Here is a 21,627-nt window from a genome sequence, read left to right on the forward strand (position 1 = left end):
TTCAGAGCAGCGAGGACCAGTAGGTCCAGAAACGCTGCAGGATCAGCCCGACGACCACCAGGAACCACAGCACCACCGGCACCGCGTGGTAGCCGGCGATCCGGGCGTGCAGCGCACGCGCGCCGCCGCCGAGGGCGTCCAGGGTCGCGAGCAGCGTGTACCAGAAGATCGGGATCGTCACGGCCCACACGACCATGCAGTACGGGCAGAGCGCGCCGATCCGGTACAGGCTCTGGATGATCAGGTAGTGCACGAAGACGACGCCGAGCGCGGACCCGGCCGTCAGCCCCACCCACCACCAGCGCGGGAAACGGGCCCCGGCCAGCAGGGCCGCGCCCGTCGTCACCACGACGGCGAACGCCCCGATCCCGAGCAGCGGGTTCGGGAAACCGAAGAACGCCGCCTGCGGGGTCGTCATGACCGACCCGCAGGACAGCACCGGGTTGATGCTGCACGACGGCGTGTAGGCCGGGTCGATCAGCAGCTCGATGCGCTCGACGGTCAGCGTGAACGCCGAGACCAGTCCCAGCACGCCGCCGACGACGAGCAGCCACGGCAGGAACCGCGGCACCGGCCCCGGCACGGCCGGGGCGCCGGTGGTGACGCGGGAGAACTCCTCGGTCCGCGCCGCGGAGGGGACGCTCACCGGTTCACCGCGGCGTCGAGGGCGTCGGTGATGTCCTGCACCGAGCGGAGCTGCACCTTCTCACCGTTGACGAAGATCGTCGGGGTGCCCTCGACGCCGGCGGCGAGCCCGGCGTCCTTGTCGGCCTGGATCTTCGCGGCGGTCGCCGGGTCGGCGACCGCGGCGTCGTAGGCGTTCAGGTCGAGGCCGAGGTCCTGGGCGTAGCCGCGGAACACCGTCGCCGCGTCCGGGGACTCGGACCAGTCGCGCTGGGTCTGGAACAGGCGCTCGTACATCGGGTGGAACGCGCCCTGGGCGCGGGCGGCCTCACCGGCGAGCGCGGCGGCCTCGGCGTTCTGGTGCATCGGCAGCGGGAAGTTGCGGAACACGAACTGCACGCGGTCGCCGTACTGCTGCACCAGCTGGTCCATGATCGGCTGGACCTGGCCGCAGGCGGGGCACTGGAAGTCGGCGAACTCGACCAGGGTGGCCGAGGCGTTCGGGGCGTCGTTGAGGCGGGCGGCGTCGGCGGTGACGAGGCTGTCGGGCGCACCGGCGGCGGCGCCGGTCTCCGGGGTGCCGGGTCGCGTCGCGAACAGCAGCGCGGCCACGATCAGCGCGAACGCGCCGACGACGGCCAGGGAGATCTTGACGTTGCGGGTCATCGGGAGTCTTCCTCCACGGGGCCCGGCGCGGTGGCCGGGTCGGAACGGGTGCGGGGACGCGGTGGCGGGGTGACCGCACGCCTCAGTTGCGGTCCACGCAGAGGTGCTCCACCGGCGACGGCGCGCACAGCGTCCGTTCCGGTGCGGCGGGCGGCGCGGTGCCGGTGTGCCCGGCCGCCAGGACGGCGACCACGGCGACCGGCAGCAGCGACGGGACGGGCACGTCGTCGTCGCGGCGGGGGGCCTGCTCGCAGTCCCCCGCGTGCATCAGCGTGAGCGGGTGCTGCGAGCAGTCCGAGCCGACGACGACCGCCGGGGTGGCGCCGTGGGCGCCCGGGGCGGACGCGACGGCGGGGCCCGCGCACAGCACCAGGGCCAGGACCAGCAACGTCAGCGGGGCGAGGACGCGCACGTGCCTCACCCCACCTCTCCGCTCCGACCACGGCCGGACGCCTCCGGCAGCGCCCACGACGATACCGAGGGGCCCTCGCCGCCCCGGTGCTCCCCCACGGCCCTGCGCGGGTGGTGACCGGCCGCCGCGTCGGGACGCCCGGTCGCCGGGCCGCTACGTTCGGTGCGTGAGCTTCCCCGAGCCCGGCGCGGTGTGGCGCCCCGCCGCGACCACCGAACGCGCCGTGACCTCCCCGACCGGCTCGTGGACCCGGTTCGCCGCGCCCGGCGCGGAGGTCGGTGGCGGGTTCGGGCTGTTCGAGTCGTGGATCCCGGCGGACTCCCCCGGCGCGCTGCCGCACCTGCACACCGGGTTCACCGAGAGCTTCTACGTCCTCGACGGCGCGCTGCGGATCATGACCGGCGACACCTGGACCGAGGCCGGGCCGGGCGACCTGGTGCACGTCCCGCACCGGGGGGGTGCACGCGTTCCGCACCGGCCCGGACAGCGACGCGCGGCTCCTCATCCTGTTCGTGCCCGGCGCACCGCGGGAGCGCTACTTCCGGGGGCTGGCGGAGTTCGCGGCGCGGGCGACGCCGCCGTCGGCGGAGGAGGTCGACGCGTTCGCGCTGACCTGCGACCAGGTCAACCTGCGCGACCACCCCGGCTTCTGAGGGTGCCGACGGCGTCGAGCACCAGGTCCAGGCCGACGTCGAACTCGTCGCCGAAGTCGTAGTCCGGTCCGATCCGCTCCGCGGCGAACCGCGCGAGGTGCGGGTAGGCGCCCTCGGCGACCCTGTCGAGGATCTGCCGGGCGCCGTCGGCCAGGGCGTCGCCGGCGAACGGGATCGCGGCCTCTTGCAGGGCGAACCCGTACACGAACGCGTCGACCAGCGCGAACGCGTGCCCTGCGGCACGGGTGTCGTAGCCGTCGCGCAACAGCGTGCCGAGCACGGCGTCGTGATGTGCGAGCGTCGCCGGGCCGGGGCGGCGACGGCTGTCCAGCAGGGGCGTGACCCAGGGGTGGCGGGCCAGCGCCGTCCGCGCCGATCGGCAGCGGCGGGCCAGCTCGGGCCGCCACGGCCGACCCGGCACCGGCGGGTCGATCTCGCCGAAGACCGTGTCGACGAGCCCGTCGAGGATCTCGTCCTTGTTCGCCACGTGGTGGTAGACGGCCATCGGTGCGCTGCCCAGCCGCCCGGCTACGGCGCGGATGGTGAGCGCCGCGATGCCGTCGGCGTCGGCGACCTCGGCCGCGGCGGCGAGCACCCGTTCCCTGCTGAGCTGTCGCCGCGTCACGTCGACTCCTTGTGCGTCTGTCCCGGTCTCCGTACCGTACAACGTACGTTTCGTACTAAGTACAGGAGTGCGCGATGCGGGCTGTGGTGCAGGAGCGGTACGGCACGGGCGGGGTCTGGCGCGTCGGGGAGCTGCCCGTGCCGGAGCCGGGGCCGGGGCCGGGGGAGGTTCTGGTGCGGGTCGCCGCGGCGGCACTGGACCGCGGCACGTGGCACCTCATGGCTGGGCTGCCGCTCGCGGTGCGCCCGGCCGTCGGCCTGCGGGCACCCCGGGTCCGGGTCCCCGGCCGCGACCTGGCGGGTGACGTCGTGGCGGTCGGTCCCGGCGTCGACGGGTTCGGCCCCGGTGACCGCGTGTTCGGGACCACCCCCAGCGGCAGCCTCGCCGAGTACGCCGTCGCCCCGGCCGACCGGCTCGCGCACGCCCCGGACGGGTGCGGCCCGGAGCTCGCCGCGGCCGTGCCGGTGTCGGGGCAGACCGCCTGGCAGGCGGTGCATCGGGTCGGCCGGGTCACGCAGGCCTCGTCGGTGCTGGTGCTGGGCGCGTCCGGCGGAGTGGGGACGTTCGCCGTGCAGATCGCCCGGGCCGCCGGCGCGACGGTGACCGCGGTGTGTCGCACCGGGTCGGTCGGACTCGTCCGGTCCCTGGGTGCAACCGACGTCGTCGACCGGACCACGACCGACGTGTTCGGCCTGGGCCGCCGGTTCGACGTCGTCCTCGACATCGGCGGCACCCCGTCCGCGGCCCGGCTGTGCTCGGTGCTGGCGCCCGGCGGGACGGCGGTACTCGTCGGCGGCGAGCGCCCGGACGCACGGCTGACCGGCGGCTACGGCCGGCTGCTGCGCGCGGCCGCGCTCTCCCCGTTCCTGCGCGGGCGGCGGCTCGCCGTGCTGGTGGCCGACGAGAACGCCGCCGACCTCGCCGCCCTGCGCGGGCTCGTCGAGGCCGGGGAGCTGACGCCGGTGGTCGACCGGACCGTCGGCCTCGACGACGCGGACGCGGCGATCGAACGGCTGGCCGCGGGCCGGGTGCGGGGCAAGATCGTGGTGCGGGTGGCCGGGCCGTCCGCCCCGGACACAGCGGGCACCGGGGCGTCAGGGCGGCCCGGGGTCAGCTGACCAGGCCCGCCCGGAACGCCAGCGCGACGAGCTGCACCCGGTCACGCGACTGCGTCTTGGCGAGCAGGTGCCCGATGTGGGTCTTCACCGTCGCCTCGGAGACGACGAGGTCGGCCCGGATCTCGGCGTTGGACCGGCCGTTGCCGACGAGGAGGAGCACCTCCCGCTCGCGCGGGGTCAGGTCGGCGAGCGCGGCGACGGCGTCCACCGACGGCTCCGCGGCGGCCGGCTCGGGCGCGGTGAGCAGCGGCCGGGTGGCGCGCAGCAGCCGCCGGGTGGAGACGGGGTCGACGACCGAGTCGCCGCGGTGCACGGTGCGGACGGCCTCGATGAGGTCCTGCGGGGACACGTCCTTGAGCAGGAAGCCGCTGGCACCGGCGGCGATGGCCTCGGTGACGGACTCGTCGAGGTCGAAGGTGGTGAGCACCAGGACCCGCACCCCCGGGTGCTCGGCGACGACCCGGCGGGTGGCGGCGATGCCGTCGAGGCGGGGCATCCGCACGTCCATCAGCACGACGTCGACCTCGGTGCGGTCCAGCTCGGCGAGCGCGGCCTCGCCGTCACCGGCCTGGGCGACGACGGCGAGGTCGTCGCAGGAGTCGAGCACCATCGCGAAGCCGGTGCGGACCAGCTCCTGGTCGTCGACGAGCATCAGTCGTACGGGGTTCACCGTTCTCCTCGGGCCGGGGGTGTGAGGGGCAGCCGGAGCCGGACCGTCCAGCCGCCGTCGGCGTGCGGGCCGGCCTCGACCGAGCCGCCGTGCAGGGCGGCGCGCTCCCGCATGCCGGTCAGGCCGTGACCGCCGCGCGGTGGGGTGGGGACGGGGCCGCGGGCGCCCTCGTCGTGGACGCGCACGGTCAGCTCGTCGGTGGTCCACCGCAGGTCGACGTGGGTCGGCACGCCGGGCCCGGCGTGCTTGATGACGTTGGTCAGCGACTCCTGCACGATCCGGTAGACGGTCAGGCCGGGGCCGGTCGGGAGCTCCCGCGGGGTGCCGATGGTCCGCAGGTCGACCGGCAGCCCGCCGGTGCGGACCTGCTCGACGAGTGCGGGGACGTCGCAGGCGCCGGGCTGCGGACGCGCCGGGTCGGTGTCGCTGTCGTCGTCCGGACCGGTGCCGCGCAGCATCGACAGCAGGCCGCGGACGTCGGACAGCGCGGAGCGGCCGGTGGTCGCGATGCCGGAGAGCACCTCGACGGCCTTCGCCGGGTCGCGCTGCGCGGCGAACTGGCCGCCGTCGGCCTGGGCGATGATCCCGGACAACGAGTGGGCGACGACGTCGTGCACCTCGCGGGAGATCCGCGACCGCTCGGCCAGCAGCTCGAGGCGGACCTCCTGGCGGCGGCTCTCCTCCAGCAGCCGGTTGCGTTCGCGCAGGTCCAGGGTGCGGCGGTGCGCGGCGCGGCGCAGCGACCCCAGCAGCCACACCAGCACGGGGACCATCGCCATCACCCCGGCCAGTGCCAGCACGGTGAGCGGAGTGGCCCCGGGGAGCTGCAGTATCGACATCGGCGGACGCAGCAGGAACGGCCCGAACATCCCCAGAGTCAGCACGACCAGCGCCAGCCACCCGGCCCAGCGGGGCCCGTAGGCGACGGCCGAGTAGCCCATGACCAGCGACGGCAGCAGGTACGCGGGGTGGACGGCCGGCTCGACGACGGTGCAGACGAGGGCGACCGCGGCCGTGGCGAACGCGGCCGGCATCGGGACGACCCGGCGCAGCGGGACGGGCAGGGCCGCGAGCACGGCCACGACGAGGGCCAGGATCCGCACGTCCGACCGGACCTTGCCGTCGAGGGTCCAGCTGACCGCGACCCAGATGAGCAGGGCGGCCAGCACGGCGTCGACGACGACCGGGTTGCGGCGGCCGAGCGCCACCGCGCGTTCGACGAGGGTCGGGGCCTCCGACGGGGTGGAGCGCAGGGCGGGCAGGCTGCGCAGGGAGTCCCGCACCCGTGTCGTGATGCTCATCGCGCCTCCCCCCGCTCCGGCCCCGATGATCCCCGGTACCCGATCGTGTCGGCCGCCCGGCCCGTCGTCGTGCTGTCCATGTCCCCAGCCTCGCGCGGGGTGGCCCCGCCGGGCATCGGAGCGGGGTCCGATCCCCGGTCTCCGACCGTGGGCGGAGAACCGGCCGCGCGCACGGAGACGCTGTGCACCAGCGCTTCCAGCGGACCGCGCCCGACGAGCCCGCGCCAGGCCCACGCGCAGGCCACGGCCAGGCCCGCGACCAGCGCCGTCGCCGCCCACGGCGCGGTCTGCGGCCACTCGCCGAGCGCGGCGAGCAGCGCGATGTGCCCGGCGTAGAGGGTCAGCGCGAGCGCGCCGGTCGCGGTGAGCGGGGCGAGCAGCCGACCCCCGTACCGGGCGGCGAGCAGGCACAGGCCGAGCACGGCGACGGCGACCCCGGCCGCCCCGACGACGTCGAACGGGCTGCCGCTGCGCGGGGTCGCGGCGAGCAGCCAGGCGGGTGTGGTGGTGGCGACCGTGCCCAGAGAGCTGCCGCCGAGCAGCTGCAGCGCGAGCTCGGCGGGGACACCGAGCCGGTCGGCGACGGGCGCGACCGACGCGAGGAGCGCGTCGCGGCCGCCCAGGACGTCCAGCGCCAGCCAGGACCCGCCGTAGCCGAGCACCGCACCGGCGGCCCCGCCGGCGACCAGCCGGGTGCCCGCCGTACGCAGGTCGAGCCGGCCGACCGCCATCCCGAGCAGCAGGAACGGCATCCAGGTCAGGACCGGGTAGGCGCCGCTGAGCAGCACCGTGTCGAGCGCGTGTGCGAGCCCGGCGGGCGAGGTGAGGTCGGACAGGTGCACGGTCGCGCCGAGCACCGTCTGCCCGTCGGCGTCGGTGGTGGACCCGAACCGGGCGCGCAGCACCCAGGACAGCAGCGGCCCGGCGACCGCCCAGACCGCGGCGGCGACCGCCAGCGCCCGGGCCGGGGCGAACAGCACCGGCAGGAGCAGCCAGAACAGCACCCCGTAGACGACGAGGATGACCATCGGCCCGCTGCTGATCTCGGCCAAGAGCAGCCCGAGGACCACCAGCAGCAGCCCCCGGACCGCGATCCGGCGGCGCAGCCACACCCGGTTCCGCGCGGTCGGCGCGGCGAGGACGGGCGCGGCCATCAGGGCCAGCGACACCCCGCCGAGCACCGCGAACAGCACCGCCGCGCGCCCGTTCACCGCCTGGACCAGCCAGGACGACCCCGCGGCGACGGCGACGTGCGCGACGATCATGCCGAGCACGGCGAGGCCGCGGGCGGCGTCGATACCGGCCACCCGGGCGCGCCCGGGACGGTGCCGGCCGGGACGGTGCCGGCCGCGCGGCCACGACCCGCTGTCCGGTCCGGCGGGTGGCGCCGACGATGGGCCGGGGGCCCGGTCTGTCGTAGTCATGCCGCAACGGTGCGGGCCGGGGCGGCCCGGGCGCGTCGGAGCGGGGAACGATCTGCGCCGTCCGACCACGGTCGTAGGGCCGCCGTCGTGGGCGTCGCGTCCTCCGTGACGGTCGACGACGAGTGCGCCCGGCCGACCGCGATCGTCGAGAGGTACCGGACGTCGGTCGCCGGCGTCCTCGACGGGCCGGGTCGCCCGCCGCCGCACGTCCGCCGGTCCTCCGGGGTCAGGACCCGGATCCGGATGGGGTCGTGGTGCCGCGGCCGCCGGTGCTGCGGCTGTCGGCGCCGCCGCCGGTTCCGGTGTCGCCGTCCCTGCTGCCGCCGTCCCTGCCGCGACTGTCGGCGCTGCCCGCCTGCGGGGTGCCGGTCGACGGGCCGCCGGTGCCCGCGCCGCCGTCCGGTCCGGTGCCGGTCGCGTCCGGGGCACCGTTCCCGGTGCCCGTGCCGGATCCCGACCCCGATCCCGATCCCGGTGCGGTGCCCGGTCCCGGGGTGGGGCCGGATCCCGCCGTGGGCTCGGGACCCGGCGCGGTGCCGGGTCCGGCGCCGCCGTCGGAGGGCTGACCCGCGCCGGAACCGCCGGGGTCCGACGGGGTCGTGCCCGCACCGGGTGTGCCGGGCCCGGCCGGGCCCGTGCCGCCCGGTGGGGTGCCGGGCGTCCCCGGGGTCGTACCCCCGGCCGGGGCGGTCCCGGAACCGCCGGGCGCCGGTGCGGCCGGGCTACCCGGGCCGCCCGGTGCCGCAGGGCCGCCCGGGGCCGGTGCACCCGGTGCCGGCGGAGCGGCGGGTGCCGCCGGGGCACGGCCGGCGCCCGGCGCCGGGCGCGGTGCCGTGGGATCGGCCCGCCGCTCCCCCGGGCCCGCGGACGGGTCCGGGCGGGACGCGCGGTCGGTGTCCGGGTCGGACCGGCGCCGCTCCGGCGACACGGCCCGGTCGCGCTCCCCGGCCCCGGAGGAGCCGTCGGGCACGGGGACGAGAGGAGCCGGGGCCCCCGGGAGGCCGGCGGTCACCCCGTCCGGGCGGGTCACCGCCGTCGGGTCGGTCGCGCCGGGCCAGCCCGCGCCGTCGCTCTGCTGGGAGGCCAGCGCGACCGCGCCCGCGGCCGCACCGGCGGCCGCGAGCAGCGACCCGACCAGCACCACGGCCGTGAGCCGGGGGATCGGGCGCGGCGTGACCGCGGGGACACCGTGCAGGGTCGGGTCGGGGCCGGTCGTGGGTGGCCGGGGCGGGACCGCGTCGGGGGCTGGGACGGCCGTGGCTCCGGTCGCGCCCGTCCCGGTGCTGCCCGGCGCGGCGGCCGCGGGTGCCTCGCTCCCGGTCGACGGGATCAGGTCCGGGTCGGAGGGCACCGTCGTCCCGCTGTCCGGTCCCGCAGAACCGCTATCCGGTCCCGCAGAACCGCTGTCCGGTCCCGCGGAACCGCTGTCCGATCCGGTGGAACCGCTGTCCGGCACCGGGAGTTCCGGCCTCGCGACGCCCGGGGGCGCACCGTCCGGCACGACGGCGCCGGACGGTGGGGCACCCGGGTGCTCCGCGCCCGGATCCGGCGCCTGCGGGTCCGGGTCGGCGGACCCCGGCGCGACAGCCGGGTGGGCCGGCGCCGGCACGGCGGACATCGGGGCGGCGGGCATCTGGACGGCGGGCATCTGGACGGCGGACATCTGGACGGCGGGCGCCGGACGCGCGGTCGCCGGGTCGGCGGCGTCGGATGCGGCGACGTCCGATGCGGCGACGTCCGATGCGAGGGCGTCCGGCGATGCGGCGTCCGGCGCTGCGGGATGCGGCGCCGCGCGGTGCGGCGGGCCGGCGTGCGGCGGGACCGCGCCCAGAGCTGCGGCGCCCGACGAGGCGACCTCCGGTGCGGTGCCCCCCTGATCTGCGGCGGCCGAGGCCGCGACCCCCGGCGCAGCGGCGTCCGACGTCGCGGCGTCCGACGCCGCGGACCCCGGTCCCTCGGAGCCCAGGGTTGCCCGGACCGGAGTTGCCCGAGCCGGGCTTGCCGGGGCGAAGGTGTCCGGGGCCGGAGGTACCGGGGCCGGGGTTGCGGCGCCCGGGACAGCGGACACCGGGTCGGCAGGGGGCGGACCGCCGGACATCGGAGCCCCGGGCACCGCCCGGCGCAGCGTCCCTCCCGCCCCGAAGGCCTCGATGCCCGGAGGACCGGGCTCGTCCGCGGGCGATGCGACGGGTGGGGCCACCCCCAGGAACGGCGACGTCGGCCGCAGCGGGGGCCGCGGAGGCGGCGGCCGGGACGGTCGGCGCGCCGGCCGTCCCACTCGGTCACCGGTGGCGGGGTCGGCGCCGGTGTCTGGACGCCTCACCGCCCCTGCGTCGTCCGCGACCTCACCATCGGTGTGGTCGGCGTCCCCCTGCCTCGACACGAGGCCCCCTCTCCGCACGGCGTGCGCGCGATTGTCGAGCCCCCGGACACCGCACTCCAGGCACCGCGACGGACGTGCACCCGTCCGAGGGCGTGGACCGCACGGCCGGGTGACTCCGTCTGGACGGGCCCGCCGGCCTCGGACCGTCGGTGCACCTCCTGCGACGCACGGTGATCGGTAAGGGTGGCCTTCGCCTCGGATGCTCGTCCGGGGCGCGCGATACCGCCGGTTACAGGTACGTTCGGTCACGATTCAGTGGGCCGTCCGGGTGAGTCCGGGCTGTTCGTCGCGGTGAGGAGGGGAGGTCGGGTGTCCGTGGCCGACCGGAGAGTGACCGTCCCGCACCACGGTGCGGAGCGGTCGACGACGACCGCCGACCCCCTGCGCGAGGCCCTGCGCTCCCGTCACGACCGCGCCGCGACCGACGTGCGCGCCGCGGGACGCAGCGGCGACATGCCCGCGCTGCTGGACGCGACCCGTCGCGTCCAGCAGGTCCTCACCACCGCCCGTCGCGACCTCGGCTCGGACGACGCCGACACGCTCGTCGCCGAGGGGAGCCTCGCCGTCGCGCTGCTGCTGGGCTACGACCGCACCGGCGGGCTGGAGATCGCCGCCCGCAACCTCGCCGCCCGCGAGACGCTGCTGGGCCCGGACCACCCGGCGTCGCTCGCGGCCGCCGACGCCCTGGCCGCGGCCCACCGGGTGACCGGCGACGCCGAGGAGGCGGTCCGCCGGCACGAGGACGTGATCACCCGGCGTGCGCGGGTGCTCGGCGGGACCCATCCCTGCACGATCGCGTCCCGGGCCGCGCTGGCGCTCGCCCGTGCCGACACCGGCGACCTGCGCGGCGCGGCCGGGCTGCTCGCCGCGACGCTCGAGGTCGCCGAGCGGGTGCTCGGCACCGGGCACGCGGTGACCGACGACGTGCGGGAGCTGCTCACCGACTGCCGCGCCGCCGCCGACGCCACAGCCGACGCCACGGCGCCCACCGATGAGCCCGGCGTGCGACCGGACGCGCAGCCCATCGCCGGGCGGCCCGACGGGGAACCCGCCGACGGGCCCGAGCCGCCCACGGGCGTCCTGCCGCGGATGCGCCCGCCGTCCGGGGAGCCCGAGCCCCCGACCGGCGTCCTCCCGCAGATGCGCCGCCCGCCCCGGGACGCCGAGCCCACGACCGGGGTCCTCCCCCGGACCCCCGACCCCCGCGAGGAGACCCTCCCGCTGTTCTTCGACCGGCCCTCCGGCCCGCTGCCCGTGGTGCGCTGACCCGGCCCGGCGTCACGGACCCGCCGGCGGAGATTGACCATGGGGGCCGGTGTCGTCATCGTGGGCGGGGTCCGACACCGGTGTCGGCGACCAGGAGGTGGACCGGCCCGTGGGCAGGATGGACGACCGGACGGTGCTCGTCACCGGGGCCGGGCGCGGCATCGGCCGTGCCACCGCGCTGCGGCTCGCCGGGGAGGGCGCCCGGGTCGCGGTGACCGACCTCGACGGCGACACCGCCGCCGCGACCGCCGCGGAGCTGGGCGGGGCCGGGACCGCGTACGCCCTCGACGTCGCCGACCCCGACGCCGTGCGCGACACCGTCGAGCGGGTCCGCGGCGACCTCGGCCGGATCGACGTGCTGGTCAACAACGCCGGCTGGGACAAGGTCGGCGCGTTCGTCGACTCCGACCCGGCCGACTGGGACCGGATCGTGCGGATCAACCTGTTCGGGGTGCTGCACACCGCGCACGCCGTCGTCCCGCACCTGATCGCGCAGGGCTCCGGGACGGTGGTGAACCTCGCCTCCGAGGCGGGCCGCGTCGGGTCCAGCGGCGAGGCGGTCTACTCCGCCGCCAAGGGCGGGGTCATCGCGTTCACCAAGACCCTCGCCCGCGAGGTCGCCCGGCACGGCGTCAACGTCAACTGCGTGTGCCCCGGGCCCACCGACACCGCGCTGTTCGCCGACGTCGTCGAGGGGAACGACCGGCTGCGCGACGCCCTGGTGAAGGCGATCCCGTTCCGCCGCCTGGCTCGCCCCGAGGACGTCGCCGCCACCGTCGCCTTCCTCGCCTCCCCCGACGCCGACTACCTCACCGGGCAGACCGTCAGCGTCAGCGGCGGCCTGTCCATGCTCTGACCCCAGCCCCCGGGAGGACCCCCATGACCCTCGACCCGAGCACCTACACCCAGCTGCGGTTCGAGCGCCGCGACGACGGCGTCCTGCTCATCACCATCGACAACCCGGCGAAGTACAACGCCGCCGACGAGGTCCTGCACGGCGAGCTCGCGCGGGTCTGGCGGGACGTGTCGTCCGACGCCGCCACCCGGGTCGCGGTGATCACCGGGGCCGGGAAGGCGTTCTCCGCGGGCGGGGACCTCGGCATGGTCGAGCGGATGGCCGGCGACCACGAGCGCGTCGCACACATGCTCCGGGAGATGTCCGACCTGGTCTGGAACATCATCGACTGCGAGAAGCCGGTCGTGTCGGCGATCAACGGGGTCGCCGTCGGGGCCGGGGTGGTCGTCGCGCTGCTCGCCGACATCGCGATCGCCGCCGAGGACGCGAAGCTGGGCGACGGCCACGTGAAGCTCGGCGTCGCCGCCGGGGACCACGCCGCGATCATCTGGCCGCTGCTGGCCGGGATGGCGAAGGCCCGCTACTACCTGCTGACCGGCGAGATGGTCACCGGCGCCGAGGCCGAGCGGCTCGGGATGGTCGCCAAGGCGGTGCCGCGCGAGCAGGTCCTCGACGAGGCGCTGCGGGTCGCGCACGCCCTGGGCACCGGCTCCCAGCAGGCCATCCGGCTCACCAAGCGGGCGCTGAACTCGTGGCTGCGCAGCGCCGGACCGACCTTCGAGCAGTCCGCCGCCTACGAGATGTTGACCTTCATGGGGCCCGACGTGGTGGAGGGCGCCGCCGCGCTGCGCGAGAAGCGTCCCCCGAACTTCCCCTCGGCACGGGGCTGACCCTGGGGCAGGGTGGGTGCACGCGCGTCCCACCACACGCCAGGAGCACCACCGTGACCCTCACCGGATCGCCCGCGGAGACACCGCCCACCGACCCGGCAGGCCGCCCGGCCCTGCACGCCCTGCACGACCGGCTCGCCGCCGCGGTCCGGCCCGCCGCCGTCGCCACCCGGGCGATCGACCGGCTCCGGATGGCGCACGACGCGTCGCACTTCGCCCGCACCCCGGCCGCGGTGGTGACTGCGTCGGGTGCCGCCGAGGTCGCCGCGCTGTTCCGCGCCGCGGGCGGGGTGCCGGTGACCTTCCGCTCCGGCGGGACGAGCCTGTCCGGCCAGGCCGTCACCGACGGCATCCTCGTCGACGTCCGCCGCCACTTCCGCGGCATCGAGATCGAGGGCGACGGCGCCCGGGTGCGGGTCGGGCCGGGCGCGACGGTGCGCTCGGTCAACACCCGCCTGGCCCGGTACGGCCGGATGCTCGGCCCGGACCCGGCCAGCGAGGTCGCCTGCACCCTCGGCGGGGTCGTCGCGAACAACTCCTCGGGCATGGCCTGCGGCACCGCCGCGAACAGCTACGCGCTGCTGGACTCCGTCGAGCTCGTCCTGCCCTCGGGCACCACGCTGGACACCGGTGCCCCCGGCGCCGACGACGAGCTGCGCGCCCGCGAGCCCCGGCTGTGGGCGGGCCTGGCGCGGCTGCGCGACCGGCTCCGCGGCGACGCGGCGCTGCGCACCGAGATCGAGCGCCAGTTCTCGCTGAAGAACACCATGGGCTACGGCCTGAACTCCTTCCTCGACCACCACGACCCGGTGCAGATCCTGGCCCGGCTGCTCGTCGGCTCGGAGGGGACGCTGGCGTTCCTCGCCTCGATCACCATGCGCACCGTCCCGGTGCTGGCCCACACCCGCACCGGGCTGCTGGTGTTCGACGACCTCGCCGCCGCCAACCGCGCGCTGCCCGGCCTGGTGGACTCGGGCGCGGCGACGATCGAGCTGCTGGACGCGACGTCGCTGCGGGTCGGACAGGGCGATGCCGACGCCGACCCGCGACTGCGGGCGCTGACCGTCGACGAGCACGCCGCGTTCCTCGTGGAGTACCGCGGGCACACCGTCGACGAGGTCACCCAGCTCGCCGGGGACGCCTCCGGGCTGATCTCCGGGCTGCCGCTGCGGGGCCCGCGGGAGTTGTCCGCGGACCCGGTCGCGAAGGCCGGGCTGTGGAAGCTGCGCAAGGCGCTCTACGCCAAGGTCGCGGGCGCCCGCCCGCCGGGCACCGCGGCGCTGCTGGAGGACGTCGCCGTACCCGTCCCGGACCTGCTCGCGACCTGCGAGGGCCTGATCGCGCTGTTCGCGAAGCACGACTACGACCACGCCGTGATCTTCGGGCACGCCAAGGACGGCAACGTCCACTTCATGCTCACCGAGGACCTCGACGACTCGGGCACGGCGGGCGGCCGGGACCGCTTCGGCCGGTTCACCGACGACATGGTCGACCTCGTGCTGGCCCACGGCGGGACGCTCAAGGCCGAGCACGGCACCGGCCGGATGATGTCGCCGTTCGTCCGCCGCCAGTACGGCGACGAGCTCTACGAGGTCATGCAGGAGATCAAGCGGCTCTGCGACCCGCAGCGGATCCTCTCCCCCGGCGTCGTCCTCGACGACGACCCGACCGCGCACCTGGCCGGCCTCAAGTCCGCCCCGGCCGTCGAGTCCGAGGTGGACCGCTGCGTGGAGTGCGGGTTCTGCGAGCCGGTCTGCCCCAGCCGCGACCTGACCACCACCCCGCGCCAGCGGATCGTGCTGCGCCGCGAGATGGCCGCCGCCCGGGCCGCGGGCGACGAGGCCCTGCTCGCCGAGCTGGAGGCCGACTACGCCTACGACGGCGTCGACACCTGCGCCGTCGACGGCATGTGCGGCACCGCCTGCCCGGTCCTGATCAACACCGGTGACCTGGTGCGACGGCTGCGCGGCGAACGCGACCACGGCGCCGCGGGCGCGGGCTGGACCCTCGCGGCCAAGCACTGGGGCGCCACCACCCGGGCCGCCGGGCTGGCCCTCACCCTCGCGCGGGCCGTGCCCGGCGCCGCACCCGTCTCGGCGGCGCTGCGCCGGGTCGCCGACCCCGAGCAGGTCCCGCAGTGGAGCCCCGACCTGCCCCGCGGCGGCGGGCACCGGGTCCCCGGCGGGCTGGTGTCCACCGACGCCGACCTCGTCCTGTTCTCCTCCTGCACCAGCGCCATGTTCGGCTCGGCGGGTCCCGGCGCGGGCGAGGCCTTCTCCCGGCTCTGCGCACGGGCGGGCCTGCAGGCGAGCGCGCCCGCCGGCCTGGGGTCGCTGTGCTGCGGCACGCCGTGGAAGTCCAAGGGGCTCGCCGACGGCGCCGCCGCGATGGCCGAGCGGGTCCTGCCCGCACTGTGGACGACGACCCGCGCCGGGGCGGTCCCGGTGGTGTCCGACGCGTCGTCGTGCACCGAGGGGCTGCGGGTGATGGTCGCGTCCGGCCCCGAGCGCTACCGCGGCCTGCGGGTCCTCGACGCCGTCGAGTTCACCGCCGACCGGATCCTGCCCGCGCTCACCGTGCCCGCCCGGCTGGCCCGGCTCGTGCTGCACCCGACCTGCTCGGCCACCCAGCTGGGCCTGCTCGACCCGCTGCGACGCCTGGCCGGGGCCGTCGCCGACGACGTCGTCGTCCCCGACTCGTGGAGCTGCTGCGGGTTCGCCGGGGACCGCGGGATGCTGCACCCGGAGCTGACCGCGGCGGCCACCGCCCCGCAGGCGTGGGAGCTCGCCGGGGTCGACGCCGACGCCCACGCCTCCTGCAACCGGACCTGCGAGCTCGGCATGAGCCGGGCCACCGGCCGCGACTACGAGCACGTCCTGGAGGTGCTCGAACGCCTCACCCGGGTCCCGGGTCCCGCCTGACCGGCGGGTACGGCGTCCGGGGATCTTGCGGCTGTCTGACGATCCCCGGAACCGCTGCACCGCAGAGACATCGGCGACGTCCTCCCACCGACGCCCGCACGGCGCCCGCCGTGCCCCGCAGTGGGAGGACCCGTGTCCGAGATGCTCGCGAAGATGGCCGACTCCACGGCCCGGCAGCTGGAGGAGCGCGCCGCGACCACCCGGGACCCCGGGAAGCGGCAGAAGCTCCTCGCGAAGGCGGCCGGACAGCGGCGGGACGCCGAGTCCTACCGCCGGGCGAAGGCCCCGGCACCTGCGCCGACCGCGCCGCGGCCGGGACCCGCGCGCGGCGCCGGGCCGCCGCCGGGGCCGCCCCCGGCCGGCGTGCACCCGGCGGACGCGCCCACCCTCCGGCTCCCGCGCGTCCCGTCCGGCGGTGGACCGGCCGCACACGGACCCCCGACGCCGCAGCGGGCCGTCCCGGCCGGTCGGTCCGGCGGGGCGCCGGACCCCGGCACGACCGGCCCGGGTGACGGCCCGCCCACCGGGAGGTCCCGCCTGCGGCGGCTCGGGATCGCGGTCGTGGCGCTGTTCGCGCTGATCGGTGTCGGCAGCGTGTTCGGGGGCGGCGCGGACCCGGCCCCGGACGACCCCGGCGCGGCGACGGCCGCCCCGGCGCCGGCGGCCGCTCCGGCGGCGACGCGGGCCGGTGCCCACCCGGACGACCTGGCGGCCTGCCGGCGCGCCGGGGAGGTCATGGGTGACTGGACCCCGGTGGCGGAGGGCATCGCGACGGGGACCACGGACCTGCCGGAGCTGGCGTCGGCGACACGGAGGGCGACGGAGGGGATGTCGGAGGTGCCACCGATGGCGGACGACGCGCGGATCGCCGCGGCGGCACGGGACCTGACCGCGCAGTACGAGCGGATCGCGTCCGCAGCGTCGCGCGGTGACCTGTCGCGGCTGGCGACGCTGGCCGGGGACGGCTCGACGATGGTGGACGAGCTCGTCGCGGCGTGCCGGGCCGCCGGGTAGGGCCGACGCGACCGACAGTGACGAGGATGGCGCGACGCAACGTCCCGTACGGGTGACGAATATGAGCGATTTTCGTGATCCTGACGCGTCTTTTTCGGTCAAGTCCTTGTTTAGCCCCCCCCGGGACCGGGGATGAATGTCCGTGATGCGCGTTCCGTCGGGGGTGGCGCGCACCCGGAAGGAGTCCATGACCGTGACCGTGGTGACAGGTGGGTCCGCGGCGAACGCCGTGATGGCGATCGTCCGGGTCGAGGCACCCGCTGGCGTCGAGGCGGATGTCGTGGAGGCCGAGCTGACCCGCGCCCTGTACACGCACCGCAAGCGTCCGATGACCGTCGAGCTGTCCCTGGCCGACGGCACCGGCCCCTGGCCGCGGCGCGGACCGGCCCGGTACGCCTTCGTCGCGGTGCTGACCATGTCCGGGTGCTCCGAGCCGGAGCGGCTCGCCGCCCGCATCGAGAAGACAGTCCGCAAGGCGATCCGGCGCCGTTTCGGCCGTCCGGCCACCGCCGAGGTCCGCACCGGGATCTCCGGCGCCGAGGCGGGCGCCTACTGGTTCAGCGTGCGGGGCACGCCGCACCGGCAGGTCTGACGCCGCGGCGGGGTCGCGGCGTGAGACGCGACACCGCTGTTTCCGTTCGGGCGCGTCCGTGCCGCATCCTGTGTGCCGCCGCCGGCCCGGGCGGGAGCCGACGAGACGGGGAACGACCACCGTGCTGACCATCCTCACCGCCGAGAACGGCGGTTGACCGCCGCCGCACCGCCTCCCCTCGTGGAGGCCGGCCCGAAGGGGCTCCGCACCGGAGCGCTGGGCCTGTGGGGCAACACCGTCATCGGGCTCGGCGCCACCGCGCCCGCCTACAGCCTGGCCGCGACGCTCGGCTACGTCGTCCTCGCCGTCGGCGAGAAGGCGCCCGCGATGTTCCTCGTCGCGTTCGTGCCGATGCTGTTCGTCGCCGTCGCCTACCGCGAGCTGAACCGCGCGGTGCCCGACTGCGGGACGACGTTCACCTGGGGCACCAAGGCCTTCGGGCCGTGGGTCGGGTGGATGGGCGGCTGGGGCGTCGCGGTGTCGGCGATCATCGTGCTGGCCAACGTCGCCGAGATCGCCGCCGTGTACACCCTGCGCGCGCTCGGGTTCGTCACCGCCGCGGAGAACACGCTGGTCAAGGTCGGCGTCGGGGTGCTGTTCATCCTGGTCATGACCTGGGTCAGCCACCGCGGGATCGTGCTGTCCGAGCGGTTCCAGAACGCGCTGATCGTCTTCCAGATCGTGGTGCTCGCCGTGCTGGCCGCCGGGGCGCTGTGGCTCGTGTACTCCGGCGACGCCGGCCCGCAGGCCGTGCTGCCGAGCTGGAGCTGGTTCGACCCGACCGGGATCTCCGGCTCCGCCGCCGCGCAGGCGCTGATCCTCTGCATCTTCGTCTACTGGGGCTGGGACGCCTGCCTGGCCGTCGGCGAGGAGACCCGCGGCTCGACGAGCACCCCCGGCCGGGCCGCGCTGCTGGCCACGGTGATCCTGCTGGCGATCTACGTCGTCGTCGCCGTCGCGCTGCAGTCCTACGCCGGGTTCGGCGCGACCGGGATCGGGCTGGCGAACCCCGAGCACTCCGAGGACGTGCTCACCCTGCTCGGCGCCCCGATGGGCGGCACGGCGCTCACCGCGGTGCTGCTGCTGACCGTCGCGGTGTCGGCGGCGTCGTCGACCCAGACCACGATCCTGCCCACCGCGCGCGGCGCGCTGGCGATGGCCGTCTACGGGGCGGTCCCGCGCCGCTTCGGCAGCGTCCACCCCCGCTACGCGACGCCCGGGTTCGCCACCGTCGTCATGGGGCTGTCCGCGGTGGTGTTCTACCTGGTGCTGGGGCTGGTCAGCTCCGACGCGCTGCTCGACACCGTCGCCTCGCTCGGCCTGGCGGTGGCGTTCTACTACGGCATCACCGCCTTCGCCTGCGTCTGGTACTTCCGGCGCACCCTGCTCCGCTCGCCGCGTGACCTGCTGCTGCGCGGTCTGCTGCCGCTGCTCGGCGGGGTGGTGATGGTGTGGGCGTTCGTGCAGAGCTCGGTCGACATGCTCGACCCCGCCTACGGCGAGACCTCCTTCGGTCCGGTCGGCGGGGTGTTCGTGATCGGCGTCGGCATGATCGCGCTCGGGGTGCCGCTGATGCTGGCCTGCGCGGTGCGGCTGCGGCCGTTCTTCCGCGGCGAGACCCTCGACGAGGACACCCCGGTGCTCGTCCCGGAGACGGGTGAGCCGCCCTACGGCGGTTCCTAGGCCGCACGGGGTGCGGCGGCCCGGCCGGAGGGACGATGATCGGGCCGGTGAACGCCCGCATCCTGCTCGTCGAGGACGACCGCACGATCGGTGACGTCCTGCGCGGCAGCCTGACCGGGCACGGCTACGACGTCCGGTGGGAGCAGGCGGGCGGCCCGGCGCTCGCCGCGGCCGGGCACACCCCGTTCGACCTGGTCCTGCTCGACCTCGGGCTGCCCGACCTCGACGGCGTCGAGGTGTGCCGGCGGCTGCGCACGCTGCGCCCCGACGCGGTGCTGGTCGTGCTGACCGCCCGGACCGCGGAGATGGACGTGGTGCTGGGCCTGGAGGCCGGCGCCGACGACTACCTGACCAAGCCGGTGCGCCTGGCCGAGCTGCTCGCCCGGATCCGGGCGCACCTGCGGCGCGCCGGCGGCGACCGCACCGAGGACGTGCTGGAGGTCGGGGACCTGCGCGTCGACACCGGGGCGCGCCGCGCCACCGTCGCCGGGCGGGAGCTGGGCCTGCGCACCCGCGAGTTCGACCTGCTCGCCCGGCTCGCGACCGACCCGGGCTCCGCACTGAGCCGCGAGGTGCTGATGACCGACGTGTGGGACGCGCACTGGTTCGGCTCCACCAAGACCCTCGACGTGCACGTGGCCGCGGTGCGCCGCCACCTCGCCGCGCACGACGGCCCCCGGGTCCCGGTGATCACCACGCTGCGCGGGCACGGGTACCGCCTGGAGCTGCCCGGGGACGTCCGGTGAGACGCCGCATCGTGCGCCTCACCCTCGTCGCGGTCGGGGTGACGCTGGTGCTGTTCGGGGTCCCGCTGGCCGCCGGGCTGGAGCGCTACACCGTCACCCAGCAGCGCGAGTCGCTGCAGCGCATCGCGGACTTCGCCGCCCGCTCGGTCTACGACGACGTCGTCCACGACCGGGTCCCGGCCCGGCTGCCCGACGGCCGCGACGACGACACCGCCGTCGCGCTCTACGACGAGGACGGCGACCTCACCACCGGCGACGGCCCGCCGGAGGGCGACGAGGGCGTCGACCGGGTCCTGGACCGGGGACTGTCCTCCTCCCCGCCGGGGCAGCTCGTCGCGGTGTCCCCGGTGACCGACGGCGACGACGTCATCGGGGTGGTGCGCGCGGCCCGCCCGACCTCGGCGGTGTGGTCCTCGCTCGTGCCCCTGTACCTCGGCATGGTCGCGCTGGCCGGGCTGGTGCTGGTCGCGGTGTGGGCGCTCGCGATGCGCCTGGCCGCGCACCTGTCGGCGCCGCTGGAGTCGATGGCCCGCGACGCGGCCCGGCTCGGCGAGGGCGACTTCGGGGTCCGGCCCGCGCCCACCGGCATCGGGGAGCTCGACCGCGTCGGGTCCGCGCTCGGCCACACCGCGGGCCGGCTCGACGACCTGCTGGCCCGCGAGCGGGCGTTCTCCGCGGAGGCCTCGCACCAGCTGCGGACGCCGCTGACCGGGCTGCGGCTGCGGCTGGAGTCCGCGCTCGACGACCCGGCGCTGCTGCGGCCCGCGACCGTCGAGGACGGGCTGGCCTCGGTCGACCGGCTGGAACGCACCATCGACGAGCTGCTGCTGCTCGCTCGCGAACGCAGCCGTGACGCCGTACCGGTCGACCTCGCCCGGCTGTTCGACGAGGCGCAGGCCGAGTGGGGCGACCGGCTGTCCCGCGCCGGGCGGTCGTTCTCGGTGTCCCGCGACGGCGCCCTGCCCGACCCGCCCGCCTCCGCCGCGGCGGTCCGCCAGATCGTCGCCGCGCTGCTCGACAACGCCGTCCAGCACGGGGCCGGCGCGGTCACGCTGACCGCCCGGGAGTCCGGGCCGGACGCCGTGGCCGTCGACGTCGCCGACGAGGGGCCCGGGGTGGCCGAGGAGGACCTGTCGGGCAGCGACGGCCGGCGCGGCCTCGGGGTCGCGCTCGCCCGGCGCCTCGCCGAGGCCGAGGGAGGACGGCTCACCGCACGCCGGTCGCCGTCGGTGGTCACCCTGCTGCTGCCGCTGGAACCGGTCCGGAACGGCCGATCGATTACCTCCTCCTAACCTCCACCTCATCCCCCGTGACACACGGGCTCCCTACCGTCGGTACCGGACGTGATCGACGACGGCCGGTACCGGGAGGCCCGCATGACCACGACGCCCGACCAGCAGATCCGCGACGCGCTCACCGCCGACCCGGTCCTGCGGACCCTCGGGTTCGACCACCGAAGCGTCGGGTCCGCGCCCCCACCCGCCGGGCCGGGCATCGTGCTCGGCTGGTCGGGGCAGTGGGCGGCGTCGGGTTCGGCGGCGCTCGGCACGGTGGTCGTCGACGTCGTCGGCGTCGACGGACGCACCCGCACGGCGGTGCTGGCCCGGGTCGAGGTCGTGCTGTCCGGGCTGCGCGACGGCCCCGTGCGACGGGTCGGGGCCGGGTCCCCCGCGGACGGTGTCACCGTGCTCGCCGGCACCGGCGAGCCCGCCGGCCGGACCGCGGCCGGCGCGACCGTCGGGTAGCGACCGGTCACCGCCCCCATCCGGTGACGGGCCCGGCGGAACGGACACGACGGCGTATCCGCCCTGGTGGGGGGCCGTCACGGCGATCTTGACTTCGC

At 76.5% G+C, this 21,627-nt stretch carries 20 protein-coding genes and 1 pseudogene; 13 read left to right on the forward strand and 8 right to left on the reverse strand.

The features are described 5' to 3' along the window. Nucleotide 1: 1 nt before the first annotated feature. From KPL60_RS10350 to KPL60_RS10360, 3 genes are all read right to left on the reverse strand, one after another. Nucleotides 2–646, reverse strand: a complete 645-nt coding sequence (locus KPL60_RS10350; protein WP_374228636.1) for a vitamin K epoxide reductase family protein — start codon at nt 644–646, stop codon at nt 2–4. Beyond that, nucleotides 643–1,290: a thioredoxin domain-containing protein gene (locus KPL60_RS10355; RefSeq protein ID WP_062402120.1), complete on the reverse strand. Its 648-nt coding sequence runs from the start codon at nt 1,288–1,290 to the stop codon at nt 643–645. The genes KPL60_RS10350 and KPL60_RS10355 overlap by 4 nt, the downstream gene beginning before the upstream one ends. Before the next feature lie 82 nt (nt 1,291–1,372). Further along, nucleotides 1,373–1,711, reverse strand: a complete 339-nt coding sequence (locus KPL60_RS10360; RefSeq protein ID WP_226365663.1) for a hypothetical protein — start codon at nt 1,709–1,711, stop codon at nt 1,373–1,375. Nucleotides 1,712–1,925: 214 nt separating this feature from the next. Between KPL60_RS10360 and KPL60_RS35080 the strand changes: the two are divergent. After that, nucleotides 1,926–2,123, forward strand: a pseudogene (locus KPL60_RS35080) (hypothetical protein); the annotation flags it as partial. 37 nt (nt 2,124–2,160) lie between these two features. After that, a complete protein-coding gene (locus KPL60_RS10370) occupies nt 2,161–2,355 on the forward strand; it encodes a hypothetical protein (RefSeq protein ID WP_226366085.1) in 195 nt (64 codons plus the stop codon). Here KPL60_RS10370 and KPL60_RS10375 read toward each other — a convergent pair. Further along, on the reverse strand, nt 2,327–2,980 hold the full coding sequence (locus tag KPL60_RS10375) for a TetR/AcrR family transcriptional regulator C-terminal domain-containing protein (protein ID WP_226365664.1): 654 nt from the start codon (nt 2,978–2,980) through the stop codon (nt 2,327–2,329). The genes KPL60_RS10370 and KPL60_RS10375 overlap by 29 nt on opposite strands. Before the next feature lie 74 nt (nt 2,981–3,054). Here KPL60_RS10375 and KPL60_RS10380 point away from each other — a divergent pair, with 74 nt between their 5' ends. Beyond that, a complete protein-coding gene (locus KPL60_RS10380; RefSeq protein WP_226365665.1) occupies nt 3,055–4,098 on the forward strand; it encodes an NAD(P)-dependent alcohol dehydrogenase in 1,044 nt (347 codons plus the stop codon). Here KPL60_RS10380 and KPL60_RS10385 read toward each other — a convergent pair. The 4 genes from KPL60_RS10385 to KPL60_RS34255 all read right to left on the reverse strand — a co-directional run bounded on the left by KPL60_RS10385 (nt 4,091) and on the right by KPL60_RS34255 (nt 8,844). After that, nucleotides 4,091–4,768 carry a response regulator transcription factor gene (locus KPL60_RS10385; RefSeq protein WP_226365666.1) on the reverse strand — a complete coding sequence of 226 codons (678 nt, stop codon included), beginning with the start codon at nt 4,766–4,768 and terminating at the stop codon, nt 4,091–4,093. The genes KPL60_RS10380 and KPL60_RS10385 overlap by 8 nt on opposite strands. Then, nucleotides 4,765–6,069: a sensor histidine kinase gene (locus KPL60_RS10390; RefSeq protein ID WP_226365667.1), complete on the reverse strand. Its 1,305-nt coding sequence runs from the start codon at nt 6,067–6,069 to the stop codon at nt 4,765–4,767. The genes KPL60_RS10385 and KPL60_RS10390 overlap by 4 nt, the downstream gene beginning before the upstream one ends. Continuing rightward, nucleotides 6,066–7,493, reverse strand: coding sequence for a heparan-alpha-glucosaminide N-acetyltransferase domain-containing protein (locus KPL60_RS10395; protein WP_226366067.1), 1,428 nt, complete (start codon nt 7,491–7,493; stop codon nt 6,066–6,068). The genes KPL60_RS10390 and KPL60_RS10395 overlap by 4 nt, the downstream gene beginning before the upstream one ends. Before the next feature lie 226 nt (nt 7,494–7,719). Continuing rightward, a complete protein-coding gene (locus KPL60_RS34255) occupies nt 7,720–8,844 on the reverse strand; it encodes a hypothetical protein (RefSeq protein ID WP_305080662.1) in 1,125 nt (374 codons plus the stop codon). A gap of 1,341 nt (nt 8,845–10,185) precedes the next feature. Here KPL60_RS34255 and KPL60_RS10405 point away from each other — a divergent pair. The 10 genes from KPL60_RS10405 (at nt 10,186) to KPL60_RS10450 (ending at nt 21,529) form a co-directional block, all read left to right on the forward strand. Then, nucleotides 10,186–11,142, forward strand: coding sequence for a tetratricopeptide repeat protein (locus tag KPL60_RS10405; protein WP_226365668.1), 957 nt, complete (start codon nt 10,186–10,188; stop codon nt 11,140–11,142). Between the two features lie 118 nt (nt 11,143–11,260). Continuing rightward, entirely contained in the window at nt 11,261–11,998 is a 738-nt protein-coding gene (locus KPL60_RS10410) for an SDR family NAD(P)-dependent oxidoreductase (RefSeq protein WP_062404524.1), read from the forward strand. 23 nt (nt 11,999–12,021) lie between these two features. Next, nucleotides 12,022–12,828 (forward strand): enoyl-CoA hydratase/isomerase family protein, encoded by an 807-nt coding sequence (locus KPL60_RS10415; RefSeq protein ID WP_226365669.1) that lies wholly within the window; start codon nt 12,022–12,024, stop codon nt 12,826–12,828. Nucleotides 12,829–12,881: 53 nt separating this feature from the next. Continuing rightward, a complete protein-coding gene (locus KPL60_RS10420) occupies nt 12,882–15,749 on the forward strand; it encodes an FAD-binding and (Fe-S)-binding domain-containing protein (protein ID WP_226365670.1) in 2,868 nt (955 codons plus the stop codon). A 132-nt stretch (nt 15,750–15,881) separates the two neighbouring features. Then, nucleotides 15,882–16,763 carry a hypothetical protein gene (locus tag KPL60_RS10425; RefSeq protein ID WP_226365671.1) on the forward strand — a complete coding sequence of 294 codons (882 nt, stop codon included), beginning with the start codon at nt 15,882–15,884 and terminating at the stop codon, nt 16,761–16,763. A 193-nt stretch (nt 16,764–16,956) separates the two neighbouring features. After that, nucleotides 16,957–17,355, forward strand: a complete 399-nt coding sequence (locus tag KPL60_RS10430) for a hypothetical protein (protein WP_226365672.1) — start codon at nt 16,957–16,959, stop codon at nt 17,353–17,355. Nucleotides 17,356–17,535: 180 nt separating this feature from the next. Next, entirely contained in the window at nt 17,536–19,038 is a 1,503-nt protein-coding gene (locus tag KPL60_RS10435) for an APC family permease (protein ID WP_226356200.1), read from the forward strand. A 47-nt stretch (nt 19,039–19,085) separates the two neighbouring features. After that, nucleotides 19,086–19,784 carry a response regulator transcription factor gene (locus KPL60_RS10440; protein ID WP_374203842.1) on the forward strand — a complete coding sequence of 233 codons (699 nt, stop codon included), beginning with the start codon at nt 19,086–19,088 and terminating at the stop codon, nt 19,782–19,784. Then, nucleotides 19,781–21,076 (forward strand): HAMP domain-containing sensor histidine kinase, encoded by a 1,296-nt coding sequence (locus KPL60_RS10445; protein ID WP_226365673.1) that lies wholly within the window; start codon nt 19,781–19,783, stop codon nt 21,074–21,076. The genes KPL60_RS10440 and KPL60_RS10445 overlap by 4 nt, the downstream gene beginning before the upstream one ends. 84 nt (nt 21,077–21,160) lie before the next feature. Then, nucleotides 21,161–21,529, forward strand: a complete 369-nt coding sequence (locus KPL60_RS10450) for a hypothetical protein (RefSeq protein WP_226356197.1) — start codon at nt 21,161–21,163, stop codon at nt 21,527–21,529. Nucleotides 21,530–21,627: the final 98 nt, after the last annotated feature.

The sequence above is a fragment of the Pseudonocardia sp. ICBG162 genome (genome assembly GCF_020496225.1).
Taxonomy (GTDB): Bacteria; Actinomycetota; Actinomycetes; order Mycobacteriales; family Pseudonocardiaceae; genus Pseudonocardia; species Pseudonocardia alni.

Bases quoted from the DNA above. Each gene is read 5' to 3' on its own strand.
- KPL60_RS10355 (WP_062402120.1), bottom strand. From the start codon at position 1,290: ATGACCCGCAACGTCAAGATCTCCCTGGCCGTCGTCGGCGCGTTCGCG.
- KPL60_RS10380 (WP_226365665.1), top strand. From the start codon at position 3,055: ATGCGGGCTGTGGTGCAGGAGCGGTACGGCACGGGCGGGGTCTGGCGC.
- KPL60_RS10390 (WP_226365667.1), bottom strand. From the start codon at position 6,069: ATGAGCATCACGACACGGGTGCGGGACTCCCTGCGCAGCCTGCCCGCC.
- KPL60_RS10395 (WP_226366067.1), bottom strand. From the start codon at position 7,493: ATGACTACGACAGACCGGGCCCCCGGCCCATCGTCGGCGCCACCCGCC.
- KPL60_RS10410 (WP_062404524.1), top strand. From the start codon at position 11,261: ATGGACGACCGGACGGTGCTCGTCACCGGGGCCGGGCGCGGCATCGGC.
- KPL60_RS10415 (WP_226365669.1), top strand. From the start codon at position 12,022: ATGACCCTCGACCCGAGCACCTACACCCAGCTGCGGTTCGAGCGCCGC.
- KPL60_RS10450 (WP_226356197.1), top strand. From the start codon at position 21,161: ATGACCACGACGCCCGACCAGCAGATCCGCGACGCGCTCACCGCCGAC.